Origin of the sequence: Flavobacterium psychraerolatum (assembly GCF_025960985.1) — a bacterium.
In the GTDB taxonomy this organism is placed as follows: Bacteria; Bacteroidota; Bacteroidia; order Flavobacteriales; family Flavobacteriaceae; genus Flavobacterium.
This window is the reverse complement of record NZ_JAOQMX010000066.1, coordinates 1-15,451: the sequence shown is the minus strand read 5'-3', so window position 1 is coordinate 15,451 and position 15,451 is coordinate 1. Positions and strand designations below refer to the sequence as shown.

Sequence of the window (15,451 nt, the reverse complement as noted above, 5' to 3'; positions counted from 1 at the left end):
CCTAGGAAAAGATTTGGGTACAAAACCCCAAACGAAGTTTTTATACATTCATTAAATAATAATGGTCAAGTTGCATTTATGACTTGAATCCGCCAAGTATTTAGAAGGTAAGGTAAGATTACTTGCGTATTGTTTAATGGATAATCATTTTCATTTCGTAATTCAGGTAAGCTGTTTAGAAAAGGAGGTGACACAAAGTTTTTCTAATTTTTTTAATTCTTATGCTAAGTCTTTTAATAAAGAACAAGATAGAACGGGGAGTTTGTTCGATAAACATTTTAAAAGAATAAGGTTGGATGACGAAAAGCACCTTAAATCTTTAGTTATGTATGTACATCTGAATCCGAAACATCATTTCGATTTAGATTTTCAACATTATAGATTTTCGTCTTATCAAGCTTTGATTTGCAATAAAGAAACTAAAGTAGAGCGGGAAGAAGTTTTAAAAATGTTTGCGGGTAAAGAAAATTTTATATTTTGCCACCTTCAAAGAAATGATTTACTGACTGAAAAGCACACTTTAGAATAAAATAGATATATGTTCGTCCAAGGTCTTTTTTGACCTTTTAGATGTGTTTTTAAATTCTTTATGATTAGGGGTGTATTTAGCGACTTTAACCTAAAACCTAAATACTAGATTATTTTAATAAACATTGCATGATGATAAAAAATTATAATGAATGCTGAATAAAAGTTTACGAGACGAAGAGAAAGTAAAGATCGACAATATGTTGACAACTTTAATTTCTTTGATTTTTATACCAAAATTTCGGAATGTTGAGGATACAAGTTTAATTGACAATCAGTTAATTAAATTAAAATTGTCCACTACAATTTTAAAAGAAATATCCGAAGAAGACTTGATTACTTTACTCAGTGGCTACGGTTTGGATTGGGAGGATAAGGAACGATTTGCTGATTTTTTAGTTGATTATACTAAAGAAAATCCATTCGATTTTAAGGGGAAAGCATTATCTATTTATCAGCATATTCAATCAGAGAGTAAGGCTTTTTCGTTTGGGATATTCAATAAGATCGCTGGTGTCAAATTAAAAGTGTAAAATAAATGATGTTCTCTCCAAATTTCGTTATCGATCAATTAAAAGCAACAGATGCGACTACATTGCATCTTTTTTTATTAGATAATACAGCGCGACTTAGTCGGTTTTTTCCTGTTACGATGTCTAGTAATGAAACTTTTGAAAAGTCAGTAGCTTATATTGAGGAAAAGAATAATGAAATTGATGCAAAAGTAAATTTTACTTTCGCAATTAGAGAATTGGATACGCAGAAAATTGCGGGTTTGATTATCATTAAAAAAATAGATTGGACAGATAAAGTAGGTGAACTTGCTTATTGCATCGGGAATGATTTTGAAGGTAAAGGTTTGGTAACCAAGGCCGTTAAAGCCATTTCGGTTTTTGCGTATAATGATTTAGAGTTAAGAGTTTTACAGATAATCGCTCATAAAACGAATTTAGGAAGTGTACAAGTTGCTTTAAACAATGGCTTTGCTTGGAAAAAGACATTATTAAATGAATTTACTCCTGTTGGAGAACTTCCATTGGATATGGAATTATATGAACATACAAATGAAAAATAAATTTTTCGCATACATACAAAACTTACAAGACCAAATCGTAGCAGGACTAGAAGCTGTTGATGGACAAGCCAAATTCAAAGAAGATCTTTGGGAACGCCCAGAAGGCGGAGGAGGACGCACACGTGTGATAGAGAACGGAAAAGTTTTTGAAAAAGGGGGTGTCAATATCTCAGCTGTTCATGGGAAATTGCCAGAAGCGATGCAAAAAATGTTTGGTGTAGGAGAAGCAGATTTCTTTGCTTGCGGACTAAGCTTGGTGTTGCACCCAAGAAACCCAATGGTGCCTACAGTACACGCGAACTGGCGTTATTTCGAAATGTACGATACTTCGACAGAGCTCAGTACAGGTCCAAGAAAAGTGATTCAGCAATGGTTTGGTGGTGGACAAGATTTAACGCCTTACTATTTATTCGAAGAAGATGCAAAACATTTTCATGAAACGTGTAAGACGGCTTGTGATAAACACAATCCAGATTTTTATCCAAAATATAAAAAACAGTGTGATGCCTATTTCTGGAATGCCCATCGTCATGAAGCGCGCGGAATTGGAGGATTGTTCTTTGATTATTGCAAATCAACCGATGATATGAAGATGGAAGATTGGTTCAGCTTTGTGTCTGAAGTTGGAAATAGTTTCTTGCAAGCTTATGTTCCAATTGTTGAAAAAAGAAAAGATTTGGAGTATTCTGCAGCCCAAAAAACTTGGCAAGAAATTCGTCGTGGTCGTTATGTGGAGTTCAATTTGGTTCACGATAAAGGCACATTATTCGGTTTAAAAACCAATGGAAGAATTGAATCAATTTTGATGAGTTTGCCACCGCAGGTGCAATGGGTGTACGACCATCATCCAGAAGAAGGCAGTGAGGAAGAAAAACTAATCAAAGTGTTAGAATATCCGAAAGAATGGGTTTAAATTAGCGTGTAACTATTTATTATACCTAAACATTATTAAGATGGATAGAAAAGAGAAATATTCAGCAGAGTTAGAGAGAATGAAATCTGGTAAAGGATTTATTGCCGCATTAGATCAAAGCGGCGGTAGTACGCCAAAAGCACTTGCTCAATATGGCGTTGAAGAAAGTAGTTTTGCCAATGACGAGGAAATGTATTTACTCGTTCATGAAATGAGAACCCGTATTATTAAAAGTCCAAAGTTTAATAGTTCATTCATAATTGGTGCAATATTGTTTGAAAATACAATGGACCGTAAAATTGACGGGGAATGGACCGCAGATTATCTTTGGAATAAAAAAGGAATTGTACCATTTTTAAAAGTTGATAAAGGCCTATCCGAACTAAAGGACGGTGTTCAAATAATGAAACCCATCACAAATCTAGACGCTTTACTAAGTCGTGCTGTGGAAAGAAATATTTTTGGGACCAAGATGCGCTCTTTAATTAAGGAGGCAAACAGTGAAGGAATTCGCAATGTTGTAAAGCAGCAATTTCTAATCGCCCATCAAATTTTTGAACAAGGTTTGGTACCTATTATTGAACCAGAAATTGATATTAATAGTAGTGAGAAAGCAAAGTCTGAAGAAATATTAAAATCGGAATTAATACAGCATCTTGACGCGCTTGATGAGGCAGTAAAAGTAATTCTGAAATTGACTCTTCCTGAGACTGATAACTTTTATGCCGACTTACAATCTCATCCAAATGTTGTTCGTGTAGTTGCATTGTCAGGAGGCTATTCGAAAGATGAAGCAAATAGAAAGCTATCTGCTAATAGCGGGTTAATCGCAAGTTTTTCCAGAGCATTAGTTGAGGGTGTATCTTTTAATCAATCTGATGATGATTTCAATCTGGTAATCGATAAAAGTATCAATGAAATTTATAAAGCATCAATTACATAATACAAGCTTTGAATAGTTTTTAGGACTAGTAGAATTTTATAAAAGATTTAAAGCCGAAACCATAAGTAGAATATGTGTTTCCATTAAAAAGAGACAGAAGCTTAAATACAAATGAATCTAATCGTCATTAGTTTGCGAGACGACTGTGAGTCCGTCAAATTGTTCAAAAACGCAATTTATTTTTGCAGTAGCTCAATAGGATCGATAATTTTATAAATCTATAAAATCATTTTACATAGACGATTGAATTTATTTTTGATGATGTTTAAAATAATATGCCACCCCTCTGGGGTTTTGTTTGTGTAAATTCACTCAATGCTATAATTATACCGCTCCTATGGAGCTAAATAAGATTCCGTAGCAGAGTCATAATTATATGAATCATTTAACGTGATTAGATTAAATCCCATAGGGAAGACATATTTATAGCAAGAGATATTAATATGAATCATTTAACGTGATTAGATTAAATCCCATAGGGATGACATATTTATAGAATGAAATATTTGGAAACAACATTCAACGTAATTTTTAATAAATCCCATAGGGATGACATATTTATAGAACGAAATATTTGGAAACAACATTCGACGTAATTTTTTAGTAAATCCCATAGGGATGATACATTTTAAATAATATCAATTTCAAATGGCAAATACCTATACACAATTATATATCCAAATTGTCTTTGCGGTTAAAGGAAGGCAAAATTTAGTTTCCTCAATTTGGAAGGATGAATTATATAAATACATCACGGGTATAGCCACTAACGAAGGTCAAAAATTAATAGCAATTAACGGAATGCCGGACCATATTCATATCTTAATTGGATTAAAACCTGACAAATCATTGTCTGATTTGGTTAGAGCAATCAAAGCTAATTCCTCTCGCTTTATAAATGAGAAAGGATGGATTAACGGTAAATTTGAATGGCAAACGGGATTTGGTGCTTTTTCGTATAGCCATTCTCAACTAACCAATGTTATTAATTACATCCAAAAACAAGAAGAACATCATAAAAAGAAAACCTTCAAAGAAGAATATATTGATTTTTTGCAAGCATTCAATGTAGATTTTAAAAATGAATTTATCTTTGATGATATTTAAAATAATACACCAACCATCTAGGGGTTTGGTTAACGAAAATTTGCACACATTTCTATAATTATACCGCTCCTAAGGAGCTAAAATAAATAAATTATGTTCCCATTACAAAGAGGTAGAAGATTAAGAACCAATGAGTCTATTCGTTCATTAGTTCGTGAGACGACATTAAGTCCGTCAGATTTTATGTTTCCCATGTTTATTGCAGAGGGAGAAAATGTACAAGTAGAAATTGCTTCTATGCCTGGAATCTTTCGTCGTTCGATAGATTTAACCGTAAAAGAAGTTATAGAATTATATGAATTGGGTATTCGCGCTGTAAACATTTATGTAAAGGTCAGCGAAGATTTAAAAGACAATACAGGAAAAGAAGCGTGGAATGAAAACGGATTGATGCAAGACGCCATTCGTGCTATTAAAACTGCTTGCCCAGAGATGGTCGTGATGCCTGATGTAGCCTTAGACCCTTATTCTATTTATGGTCATGACGGAATCATAGCAAACGGTAATGTCGATAACGAATCGACAAACGAAGCCTTAGTAAAAATGGCAGTTTCACATGCACAAGCAGGAGCTGATTTTGTAGCGCCAAGTGATATGATGGACGGACGCGTATTGCGTTTGCGCCAAGGTCTTGATGTTGCAGGTTTTCATAATGTGGGAATCATGAGTTATTCAGCGAAGTACGCTTCTGCATTTTACGGGCCTTTTCGTGATGCATTAGATAGTGCACCAAAAGACACTACGACTAATACTGAGCCTGTCCAAGTACCAAAAGATAAGAAAACGTATCAAATGGATTATGCCAACCGCATTGAAGCTATTAAAGAAGCACTTTGGGATGTGGAAGAAGGTGCCGATATGGTAATGGTAAAACCGGGAATTGCTTATTTAGACATCGTTCGCGAAGTTAAAAATGCAGTAAATGTTCCCGTTACGGTTTACCATGTTTCAGGTGAATATGCTATGATAAAAGCGGCAGCCGAAAAAGGGTGGCTAGATCATGACAAAATCATGATGGAGCAATTAATGTGCATTAAGAGAGCAGGTGCTAGTTTGATTTCGACTTATTTTGCAAAAGAGGCAGCGATACTTTTAAGAAAATAAGGAGCGAATTATCATCTTTTATAAGATGATAAATATCATTCTTTCTCCAGTTTTTAAATACTAACTTTGATAGTATAAATACATAAATATGAAAAAAATAATAATTTTAGGATTGGTTTTTTTAGCTATGTCCTGTAAAAAACAAGAAGAGGAATCATTTGGCAAACAAGAACCAGCTGCAACTACAGAAGCTTCTTCTGAAGGTATGGCGGCAGAAATTCAGACTCCTGAACAGTTGGGAGAAGACCTTTTTAATGGAAAAGGAACGTGTACAGCTTGCCATAAAGTAGATACAAAATTGATTGGACCTAGTCTAAAAGATATCGCAGCGGTTTATAAAGAAAAAGGGGGAAGTATTATCGCTTTCTTAAAAGAGGATGCAAAACCATTGGTAGACCCAAGTCAATATGAAGTGATGAAAGCCAATTTTGCTATAACCAAAGCGATGAGCGATGAAGAATTAAAAGGTCTAGAAGCTTATATTTATAGTAAGTAATTTAAAATTAAGAATATAAAAAGGAGTGTAATTTTACTATTGCACTCCTTTTTTTACGCACTTATTTAGCTATAAGTATAGCAATTATTAGTAAAACACACCATATTGACTACTTTCTGGGAGTCTATATTTTGATTACTTAACTATTTTACCATTTTATTAACAAGTATATTGTTTTTTACATACATTAGTGCTTAGTTGTAAATACCTCTTACTTACCTAAGTAGCAACTCATTTTAAAAACAAATTTAATTAAACTTTGTATACCTTCTCGGTTATGCCAACGATTATTTATTGAATTTTATATTACTTTTTTAAATGTGATTTGCTTATGAAAATACCATTACTTGCCTTAATTGTAGGGTTTCCCTATATTTTACTTTTTGCTCAGAATAAAGCTCAAGTCTCAGGAATGGTTTTAGATGCCAAATCAGGGCAACCTTTATCATCTGTTGTGGTGACTTTGCAAAATACCATTTGGATGCAATTAACAGATTCCAAAGGTGTGTTTGTAGTGGAGGTTGATGATGCAGGAGAATATTTGCTACTGGCTCACAGTCAAGGCTACAAAGATATTTTATTGTCGGTAGTTATTAGCCAAGGTCAAAACTTAAAGCTAGGCACCATAGCTTTGGAAGAGGATATTGTGACCGAACAACAAAGTAATACGATCCGGCTTCTGGACGAAGAAGTACAGGATGATAATGGAAGTTCTGAGAGTACCTCTGTTTTATTACAATCCACAAAAGATGCTTTTCAGCAAGCTGCTGCGTTCAACTGGGGTGCAGCTCGTTTCAAGATGCGCGGTTTGGATAGTGAACAAGCAACAACACTAATCAATGGAGTAAAGATGAATAAACTTTATGATGGAAGGCCACAGTGGGGAAATTGGGGCGGACTCAATGATGTGACACGCAATCAAGAGCTAACTATTGGTACAACAGCTTCCGATTATAGTTTTGGAGGAGTCTTAGGAACGCAAGAAATCAATACTCGGGCTTCGATATTTAGAAAAGGAACCCGTTTTACTTTTTCGGGAACGAATACCAATTACAATTGGCGAACCATCGTTACACATGCATCTGGTTTGATGTCAAACGGTTGGGCATATGTAATTTCGGGAGGAAAACGTTGGGCCAATGAAGGCTATTTTGACGGAACAACTTATGATGGAAATTCTATATTTGTAGGTCTCGAAAAGAAGATAAATGACAAACATTCTTTAAGTTTTTCGGGTTTCTACACTCCCAATTCTAGAGGGAGAAATTCTCCTAAAACAGAGGAAGTAATCCAGCTGGCTCCAAAAAACTATAATTCTTATTGGGGTTTCCAAGATGGAAAACAACGAAATGCACGTATCAAGACGGTTGAAGAACCAATTTTTATGTTGAATCATTATTTTACAATTAACAATCATACTAACCTGAATACGAGTATGGTCTATCAGACTGGCAAGGTGAGCAATAGCAATATTGATTATCAAAATGCAAATAGTCCAGACCCAACTTATTATCGAAAGTTACCAAGCTATTACCTTTCGCTTTATGCAGCAGACCAAGGTGAATATTCGGGTGCTTTTACGCCAGATGAAGGGAATGCAGAGAAGAGCCGTTTGCAATTTTTGACCAACCCTCAAATCGATTGGAATAGTTTGTATCGTGCCAATCAAAATCCGATTTTGGATGGAAACGGAAAAGTTATTAGTTATGCACCTACTCAAAGTCATTATGTATTGTACGAAGATCGTACTGATGACATTTCAATTACGGGTAATACACTTTTTGATACTCAAATTAATAACAACGTGATGATGAATACTGGGGCTTCGTTCTCTAGTTTACAATCTCATAATTATCAAAAATTAATTGATTTATTGGGAGGTGCTTATTTTGAAGATTTCGATCCATACTACAAAGGTACTCTGTCACAGGCAGATTTGAATAACCCCAATAGAAAAGTAGTAAAAGGTGAAGCATATGGATATAATTACAACTATTTAGCTCAAACTTTTGATGCTTTTACTCAGTTCAAATTTAACTATAAAACAATAGATTTTTACCTCGCTCAATCATTTAGTTCTACAAATTATCAAAGGGAAGGATTATATAAAAATGGAATTTACGCATCCAATTCTTTTGGTAAAAGTGAAAAACTGAAATTTGAAAATTTTGGTTTTAAAGGAGGTATGGTATTTAAAATTTCGGGGAAGCAATCGGTAACGGTTAACGGAGCACATCTAACTAAAGCTCCAAATTTGAAAAGTAGTTTCCCCAATGCTAGGCTCAACAATTCGGTTGTGACCAATTTGCAAAGTGAAACCATTAATAGTCTTGATATAAGTTATTTTTATCGTACTCCAAAATTTAAAACCCGTTTAACAGTCTATACTATTGCGCAACAAGATGCTACACAAACTTCTTTTTTCTATGCCGAAGGGATCTTTGATAACGGGGCGGGTTATACTAGTACCAATGCTTTTGTAGAACAGACTTTGACCCATTTGAATAAAAGCAATCAAGGTCTTGAATGGAGTTTTGAGTACAGCATTAATTCGACTATAAAAACTACAATGGCCTTGGCCTACGGGAAGTATATTTATGCTAATAATCCCAATGTGAGCATTACAAATGATGCATTGGCTACGATTGATAATCCTAATCCTAGTTTTGATTTTGGAACAGCATTACTCAAAAACTACAAACAAGCAGGAATGCCTCAGCAAGCTGCTAGTTTTGGGTTGGAATATAGAGATCCTAAATATTGGTGGATAGCATCCAATATTAATTATTTAGACGGTCGCTTTGTAGATGTTTCTCCCATTGCGAGAACGAATCGATTTTACATCAATCCAGCGAGTAACTTTCCTTTTCCAGAGGCAACAGAGGAAAGAGCTAAGATTCTTTTGCAGCAGGAAAAATTACAGCCAGTTGCATTACTCAATGTTATAGGTGGTAAGTCATGGCACATTCAAAAAAAATATTTGGGGTTGTTTTTCAGTATTAATAATGTGCTTGATACCTTCTATAAAACAGGAGGATATGAACAAGCTCGCAACTCTAATTTTCGGCAACGAAATCAAGATGTTGCTAGTAATTCGCCCGCATTTGCAAACAAATATTTTCAGGGGTACGGTCGCACGTATTACGTCAATCTTAATTTTAGTCTTTAAAAAAAAATGATTATGAAATCACTACTTTACTTTTCAGTTGTTTGTCTTTTTATGTTGTGGGCTTGTGTTCCTGGAGAAATTGAAATTCCTCAATTGGTTTGTAATCAACCAGATTTTGAAACCAATAGATCAGTTGTTGAGGTGGTTAAAAATGCGAATTCTGTTGTGAAACAATATACTTATGATGATATTATTGAAGCTTATGTTATTTCTACAGATGAGTACGGAAACTTTTTTAAGACAATATCTTTTCAAACATTGGCAACCACCACTACTCCTTCCATTGGTTTTAGCGTGCCAATTGATGCCAGTAACTTATATGTGGATTATCGATTAGGAAATAAAGTGTATTTGAAGTTAAAAAATCAATACACAGATATTTATTATGGTGGTTTACGGGTCGGCGGTATTTATGCAAATGCTTATAACGAATCGTCTGTAGGACGTCTGTCGCAAAATGATTATAAAAATATACTTTATCCATCTTGTACCACCTTGGCAGACGGACAATTGATTAAATCGGTGACAATTCCGGAATTGCTAAAAGATAGTAATCTGAATACGTTGGTAGAGCTGAGTGATGTTCAATTTGCATCTACTGCACTTGGTCGTCATTATTTTGAAGAGTCTAATAATGTGGGAGGTGGAACCAATTGGTATTTGTTAGATAAAAATGGTAATCAAATTTATCTAAGAACCAGTAGTTATGCTCGTTTTGCATCTAATTTAGTTCCTATAACCAAAGTTAAAATCCGTGGGGTGTTAACCAAATTTGGAGTTGATTACCAATTAGTTGTACGCTCAGAGGCAGACATTGAGCCAACCACTGCACGTGGAACTCCATTTTTTGCAGAAGATTTTCAAACAGCTGTGGACAAAAGTAACTTGAGTTTGTCTGGTTGGGCTAATCTTGTTCAAGCAGGTTCTCTGTTCTGGAAAGGTGCTGTGTACAATGGAAATGGTTGTGCTGAATTTTTGATTAGCGGTACAAAGGTCAACTCGAATATCGCTTGGTTGATTTCTCCAAAAATAGATATGGATATTTATAAAAATGAGGTCTTAACCTTCAGGAGTGCACAACACCACCTCGATGTAGATTCGCCTTTGAATACACTAGAACTTTATGTGTCTAAAAATTTTGATGGTTTGGATATTTCCAAAGCGACTTGGATAAAACTAAATTTTAATGTCCCACAGCAAACTACACCTTGGTACCAATTTATTGGTTCGGGTGGTGTGGATTTATCGAGTTATACGGGTAAAATTAATATCGCTTTCAAATACATAGGGTCGGGTAAAAATACGGCTTTGGACGGTGCTTTTCAGGTGGATGATGTGCAGATTTTTGGAGAAAAGTAGATGCGAAAAATCTAGAATAATTTATGATTTCTTTAGAATTTTAAAGTTGATTAAATGACTTACATTTGCAAAAAATTAAGGCGATGAAAAGTTATCTAATCAAAGGACTGAAAATTACAGGTATTACGCTGTTTGCTCTACTAGCATTAATGTTTTTACTACCCAAAATATTTCCTGAATTCATCACCAATCAAATCAAAATTTTCGCCAATGAAAATATAGAAGGGGAGTTAGGTTTCAAAGAATCTAATTTGTCATTTTTTGATCATTTCCCTTCTTTGACATTGACCTTAAATGATTTTAATTTAAAAGGTGCAGCACCGTATAAAAATGAAACTTTAATTTCTGCCCAAGAAATGGCTTTTGGAATTAATATTTCGCGATTGATTTTTAATAAAGAAGTGAAAATTGACCAAATATTTGTTTCGAATGCAATTTTTAATATCAAAGTAAACGAGCAAGGTCAAGCCAATTACAGTGTGTATAAATCCAAAGAAGAAAGTTCTACTGAAACCGAAAGTTCGAGTACCTCAATCAAACTAGAGAAAATTGACATCAAGAATACTAAGGTTGTTTACAATGATGAATCAACCAAAATAATAATGGAAGCTCGGGGATTTAATTATATTGGAAAGGGAGACCTAGAAAAATCGGTTTTTGATTTGGTTACCGAGGCCAAGATAAACTCTTTTGATTTCAGCTTTGGAGGAGAACAATATTTGAAGAACAAGCAAGTCAACGCAGCCTTGATTACCAAAATCAACACTACATCCTTGGCATTTGAGTTCAAACAAAACGATTTGAAAATTAATAATTTACCAGTAGACTTTAAAGGGACTTTTAATTTTATCAAAGACGGATATGCTATGAATTTTGTAGTCAAATCGACAGATAGTAATTTGTATGACTTTTTTACAGCTCTTCCGCCACAATTTACCCAATGGTTGTCTAAAACTAAAATCGAAGGTAAAACCGATGTTCTATTGACTTTAAAAGGGGATTATATCCAAAATAAAAATAAGAAACCCGATTTAGGTTTCAATATGAAAATCCGAAAAGGTATGATTGCCTATGATAAAGTGCCGGTGGCTGCTTCTAATCTTTTTCTGAATTTCGATACCAAACTACCTTCGCTTGATACCAAACTACTCAACGTAAAGATTGATTCTATTTACTTCAATTTAGGGAAAGAATACCTGAACGGAATTTTAGATATTAAAGGATTAAAGAAACCAATAATTGCTGCACGTTTACGTGCCAATATGGATTTAGAGAAAATGAATCGTGCCTTTGGTATCTCAAAAATTGATCTTAGAGGAGTTTTGTATACAGATATCTCGGCAAATGGAGTGTATGACATGGCTGGTAAAATCTTACCCAAAACTAAGGGGTTTATCCATTTAAATAAAGGTATGATCAAAACGCCATACTATCCCAATCCAATTACTGACATTAATTTGGATTTAAAAATGGATAACCCAGTTGGTACTACCAAAGCTCTTTCAATACAAATGAATCCAGCTTCTTTTATTTTTGAAGGCAAACCAGTGAAAGTAGAAGGATCTTTTGGTAATCTAGACGATATTCATTATGATTTGAAAGTTAACGGCGAAATGGATTTGGGTAAAATCTATAAAGTGTTTTCACAAAAAGGATTGGATGTCAAAGGATATATTAAAGCCAATCTAGCGTTGAAGGGTTCGCAAAGTGACGCAAGCAACGGACGCTATTCAAAATTAAAGAATAGTGGTACTTTGTTGTTACGCAACATCACGACACATTCTCAATATTTACCGAAAGCTTTTGTAATAAATGAAGGTCTTTTTACCTTTAAACAGGACCAATTGCATTTCAAAAATTTCACGGCATCCTACGGAAAGTCTGATTTTGTGATGAATGGAATGATGAATAATGTTATAAATTTTGTCCTGTCAGATAAAGCGGTTTTAAAAGGAAGTTTTGCCATAAAAAGCAAAAATTTCTATGTTGATGAATTCCTATTTGCAAGTCCAGATCCAATACCGGTTGATGTACAAGTAACCAGTTCAGCTGTTGGCTCGGGAGTTATTGTGATCCCGCCCAATTTGAATTTGAATTTAGCAGCAACAGCCACCAAAGTTTATTGGCAGGGACTTACCCTATTAGATTTGGTTGGAAACCTGAATATGAACAAGGCAAAGGTAACTTTGAAAGATTCTGGTTTTAAGATTATAGGCAGTCCAGTCAAAATGGATATTGTTTATAATAATGAAACAATGCAAAGAGCTTTTTTTGACTTTAAAATTAAAGCAGAAGACTTTGATATTAAACGGGCTTATGATGAGATCGAAATGTTTCGCAACATGGCATCTGCAGCCAAAAGTGCTCAAGGAATTGTATCTTTGGATTATGCTGTAAGAGGAAAGTTGGATCAAGACATGAAACCAATTTATTCTTCATTGTCTGGTGGAGGTATATTGTCTGTGAAAGACGTGAAGATGAAAGGGTTCAAAATGTTTAATAACGTGAGTAAATCAACTAGTTTTGAAGGTATCAAGGATCCAAATGTAACTAAAGTAGATATCAATACGACAATCAAAAATAATATTATCACTATTGACCAATTTAAGTTTAAATTTGCAGGCTTTAGACCTCGTATTGAAGGAACGTCTAGTTTTGATGGGCGTTTGAATATAAAGATGCGCTTGGGGTTACCACCACTAGGAATTATTGGAATTCCTTTGACAGTAACTGGAACACAAGAAGATCCAAAAGTAAAACTCGGTAAAAAATCCGAAGAAATAGAAGAACAAGAATATATTGAAAACCCTATTAAATAAAGTTTATTATGAAGTATTACGCAGTTTTAGCAATTACAATGGCAATCTCATTAAGTTCTTGTAAAAATAAGGATGAAGTACAAAATCAACAACCCGTTGAAGTAACGGATAATAGTACGAAAAACGATCAAGAAATTAAGGCCTATTTAGATAAAAATAATCTTAAAGCCGAAAAAACAGATTCTGGTTTGTACTATATAATTACCGAGGAAGGAACCGGAGCATCTGCAACAGCAGAGTCGAATGTTACCGTAGCTTATAAAGGATATTTTACCAATGGAAATACTTTTGATCAAAGTGGTCCAGAGGGAATATCTTTTGGATTGAATCAAGTGATTCCAGGTTGGACGGAAGGTATTCAAAAATTTAAGGAAGGTGGAAAAGGAGTTTTATTAATTCCATCAAGTATTGGTTATGGTAATGATACTAAGGGACCAATTCCTGGTGGATCTGTTCTTTTGTTTGATATTAATTTAATATCTGTTCAATAACCATGGTTGTACTTGTTATTAAATTTTAGGTCCACCAAATCCTATTTCTAGTTTGCAAATCATTAAATTTGTAACTTATTCAATATTATGATAGAAAAAGAAGAAATCAATTTTGAAAAAACGGTTATCGTTGGTATCATCACTCAAAATCAACCTGAGGATAAACTAAACGAATATCTTGACGAACTAGAGTTTTTAACTTTTACCGCAGGCGGTCAAGTTGTCAAGCGTTTTTATCAAAAAATGGACAAACCCAATCCCAAAACATTTGTTGGAACGGGAAAAATAGAAGAAATCTTGTTGTATGTCAAAGAGAACAAAATTACAACCTTAATTTTTGATGATGAACTAACACCCTCGCAGCAAAAAAATATATCCAAAGTAATCGAAGATTGTAAAGTCCTTGATAGAACCCACCTTATCCTAGATATTTTTGCACAACGTGCAGAAACTTCTTACGCACGTACACAGGTAGAACTGGCACAATGTCAATATTTACTACCGAGACTGTCTGGTATGTGGACGCATCTTGAGCGTCAAAAAGGGGGAATTGGAATGCGTGGACCAGGAGAAACAGAGATTGAAACCGATAGACGTATTGTACGCGATCGTATCGCTCTGTTGAAAGATAAAATCAAAGCCATTGATAAGCAAATGGGAACCCAACGCGGAAATCGTGGAGCTATGGTGCGTGTTGCCTTGGTAGGCTATACCAATGTAGGGAAATCGACTTTGATGAATGCTGTTGGTAAAAGTGATGTTTTTGTCGAAAATAAACTTTTTGCAACTCTAGATACCACGGTTAGAAAAGTAGTGATCAAAAACTTACCTTTCTTACTTTCAGATACTGTAGGATTCATTCGTAAATTGCCTACGCAATTGGTAGATTCTTTCAAAAGTACACTTGATGAAGTACGTGAGGCTGATTTATTATTACATGTAGTAGATATTTCGCATCCTGAATTTGAGGATCATATTGCCTCTGTTAATCAAACTTTATTGGACATCAAGGCAAATGACAAACCTGTAATTATGGTTTTCAATAAGATTGATGCTTACAATCATTTGACTATTGATGATGATGACCTAATTACCGAAAAAACGGCTAAACATTATACGCTACAAGAGTGGAAATCTACTTGGATGGGTCGTGTAGGTGAATCGAATGCTTTATTTATTTCGGCAACTAATAAAGAGAATTTTGAAGAATTTAGAGAACGTGTTTACGAAGCCGTTCGACACATTCATATAACACGTTTTCCCTACAATAAGTTTTTATATCCAGATTATAAAGATGCTATTGAGAAAGACGAAGAAGAGTAATAGATACAAAAAAGACCTTTAGAAGATATCGAGGGCACTGAAAAACATCGCATATTTTGATTATCATTGTTTTTTAGACAATAAAAAAACGCTTGTAACAGGATTTATATAATCCGTTGCAAGC

13 protein-coding genes are annotated in these 15,451 nt (G+C 34.4%); all 13 read left to right on the top strand.

What is annotated here, in order from left to right:
• Positions 1 to 136: 136 nt before the first annotated feature.
• The gene (locus M2326_RS16810; protein WP_264620708.1) at positions 137 to 529 is read left to right on the top strand and encodes a hypothetical protein; all 393 of its coding nucleotides are present in this window, start codon (positions 137 to 139) and stop codon (positions 527 to 529) included.
• A gap of 151 nt (positions 530 to 680) precedes the next feature.
• Positions 681 to 1,061, top strand: coding sequence for a hypothetical protein (locus M2326_RS16805; RefSeq protein ID WP_264620707.1), 381 nt, complete (start codon positions 681 to 683; stop codon positions 1,059 to 1,061).
• Between the two features lie 5 nt (positions 1,062 to 1,066).
• Positions 1,067 to 1,603, top strand: coding sequence for a GNAT family N-acetyltransferase (locus M2326_RS16800; protein WP_264620706.1), 537 nt, complete (start codon positions 1,067 to 1,069; stop codon positions 1,601 to 1,603).
• Complete coding sequence (gene hemF / locus M2326_RS16795) at positions 1,593 to 2,516, top strand: oxygen-dependent coproporphyrinogen oxidase (protein WP_264620705.1); 924 nt, start codon at positions 1,593 to 1,595, stop codon at positions 2,514 to 2,516. The genes M2326_RS16800 and hemF overlap by 11 nt, the downstream gene beginning before the upstream one ends.
• Before the next feature lie 40 nt (positions 2,517 to 2,556).
• Positions 2,557 to 3,459: a fructose bisphosphate aldolase gene (locus M2326_RS16790; protein ID WP_264620704.1), complete on the top strand. Its 903-nt coding sequence runs from the start codon at positions 2,557 to 2,559 to the stop codon at positions 3,457 to 3,459.
• Between the two features lie 648 nt (positions 3,460 to 4,107).
• Positions 4,108 to 4,566, top strand: coding sequence for an IS200/IS605 family transposase (tnpA, locus tag M2326_RS16785; protein ID WP_264620703.1), 459 nt, complete (start codon positions 4,108 to 4,110; stop codon positions 4,564 to 4,566).
• Positions 4,567 to 4,659: 93 nt separating this feature from the next.
• Complete coding sequence (gene hemB / locus M2326_RS16780) at positions 4,660 to 5,670, top strand: porphobilinogen synthase (protein ID WP_264620702.1); 1,011 nt, start codon at positions 4,660 to 4,662, stop codon at positions 5,668 to 5,670.
• 88 nt (positions 5,671 to 5,758) lie between these two features.
• Positions 5,759 to 6,166, top strand: a complete 408-nt coding sequence (locus M2326_RS16775; protein ID WP_264620701.1) for a c-type cytochrome — start codon at positions 5,759 to 5,761, stop codon at positions 6,164 to 6,166.
• Positions 6,167 to 6,497: 331 nt separating this feature from the next.
• On the top strand, positions 6,498 to 9,335 hold the full coding sequence (locus M2326_RS16770) for a TonB-dependent receptor (protein ID WP_264620700.1): 2,838 nt from the start codon (positions 6,498 to 6,500) through the stop codon (positions 9,333 to 9,335).
• Between the two features lie 12 nt (positions 9,336 to 9,347).
• Positions 9,348 to 10,694: a DUF5689 domain-containing protein gene (locus tag M2326_RS16765; RefSeq protein WP_264620699.1), complete on the top strand. Its 1,347-nt coding sequence runs from the start codon at positions 9,348 to 9,350 to the stop codon at positions 10,692 to 10,694.
• Positions 10,695 to 10,777: 83 nt separating this feature from the next.
• A complete protein-coding gene (locus M2326_RS16760; RefSeq protein WP_264620698.1) occupies positions 10,778 to 13,513 on the top strand; it encodes an AsmA-like C-terminal region-containing protein in 2,736 nt (911 codons plus the stop codon).
• Between the two features lie 8 nt (positions 13,514 to 13,521).
• On the top strand, positions 13,522 to 14,004 hold the full coding sequence (locus M2326_RS16755) for an FKBP-type peptidyl-prolyl cis-trans isomerase (RefSeq protein ID WP_264620697.1): 483 nt from the start codon (positions 13,522 to 13,524) through the stop codon (positions 14,002 to 14,004).
• A gap of 87 nt (positions 14,005 to 14,091) precedes the next feature.
• The gene (gene hflX, locus M2326_RS16750) at positions 14,092 to 15,327 is read left to right on the top strand and encodes a GTPase HflX (protein WP_264620696.1); all 1,236 of its coding nucleotides are present in this window, start codon (positions 14,092 to 14,094) and stop codon (positions 15,325 to 15,327) included.
• Positions 15,328 to 15,451 lie beyond the last annotated feature (124 nt).

What these genes read in the sequence shown, in the direction of transcription:
- M2326_RS16805 (WP_264620707.1), top strand. Translation starts at nt 681, where the DNA reads ATGCTGAATAAAAGTTTACGAGACGAAGAGAAAGTAAAGATCGACAAT.
- M2326_RS16755 (WP_264620697.1), top strand. Translation starts at nt 13,522, where the DNA reads ATGAAGTATTACGCAGTTTTAGCAATTACAATGGCAATCTCATTAAGT.
- M2326_RS16800 (WP_264620706.1), top strand. Translation starts at nt 1,067, where the DNA reads ATGATGTTCTCTCCAAATTTCGTTATCGATCAATTAAAAGCAACAGAT.
- M2326_RS16760 (WP_264620698.1), top strand. Translation starts at nt 10,778, where the DNA reads ATGAAAAGTTATCTAATCAAAGGACTGAAAATTACAGGTATTACGCTG.
- M2326_RS16810 (WP_264620708.1), top strand. Translation starts at nt 137, where the DNA reads ATGGATAATCATTTTCATTTCGTAATTCAGGTAAGCTGTTTAGAAAAG.
- M2326_RS16790 (WP_264620704.1), top strand. Translation starts at nt 2,557, where the DNA reads ATGGATAGAAAAGAGAAATATTCAGCAGAGTTAGAGAGAATGAAATCT.
- M2326_RS16770 (WP_264620700.1), top strand. Translation starts at nt 6,498, where the DNA reads ATGAAAATACCATTACTTGCCTTAATTGTAGGGTTTCCCTATATTTTA.
- tnpA (WP_264620703.1), top strand. Translation starts at nt 4,108, where the DNA reads ATGGCAAATACCTATACACAATTATATATCCAAATTGTCTTTGCGGTT.
- M2326_RS16775 (WP_264620701.1), top strand. Translation starts at nt 5,759, where the DNA reads ATGAAAAAAATAATAATTTTAGGATTGGTTTTTTTAGCTATGTCCTGT.
- hemF (WP_264620705.1), top strand. Translation starts at nt 1,593, where the DNA reads ATGAAAAATAAATTTTTCGCATACATACAAAACTTACAAGACCAAATC.
- M2326_RS16765 (WP_264620699.1), top strand. Translation starts at nt 9,348, where the DNA reads ATGAAATCACTACTTTACTTTTCAGTTGTTTGTCTTTTTATGTTGTGG.
- hflX (WP_264620696.1), top strand. Translation starts at nt 14,092, where the DNA reads ATGATAGAAAAAGAAGAAATCAATTTTGAAAAAACGGTTATCGTTGGT.
- hemB (WP_264620702.1), top strand. Translation starts at nt 4,660, where the DNA reads ATGTTCCCATTACAAAGAGGTAGAAGATTAAGAACCAATGAGTCTATT.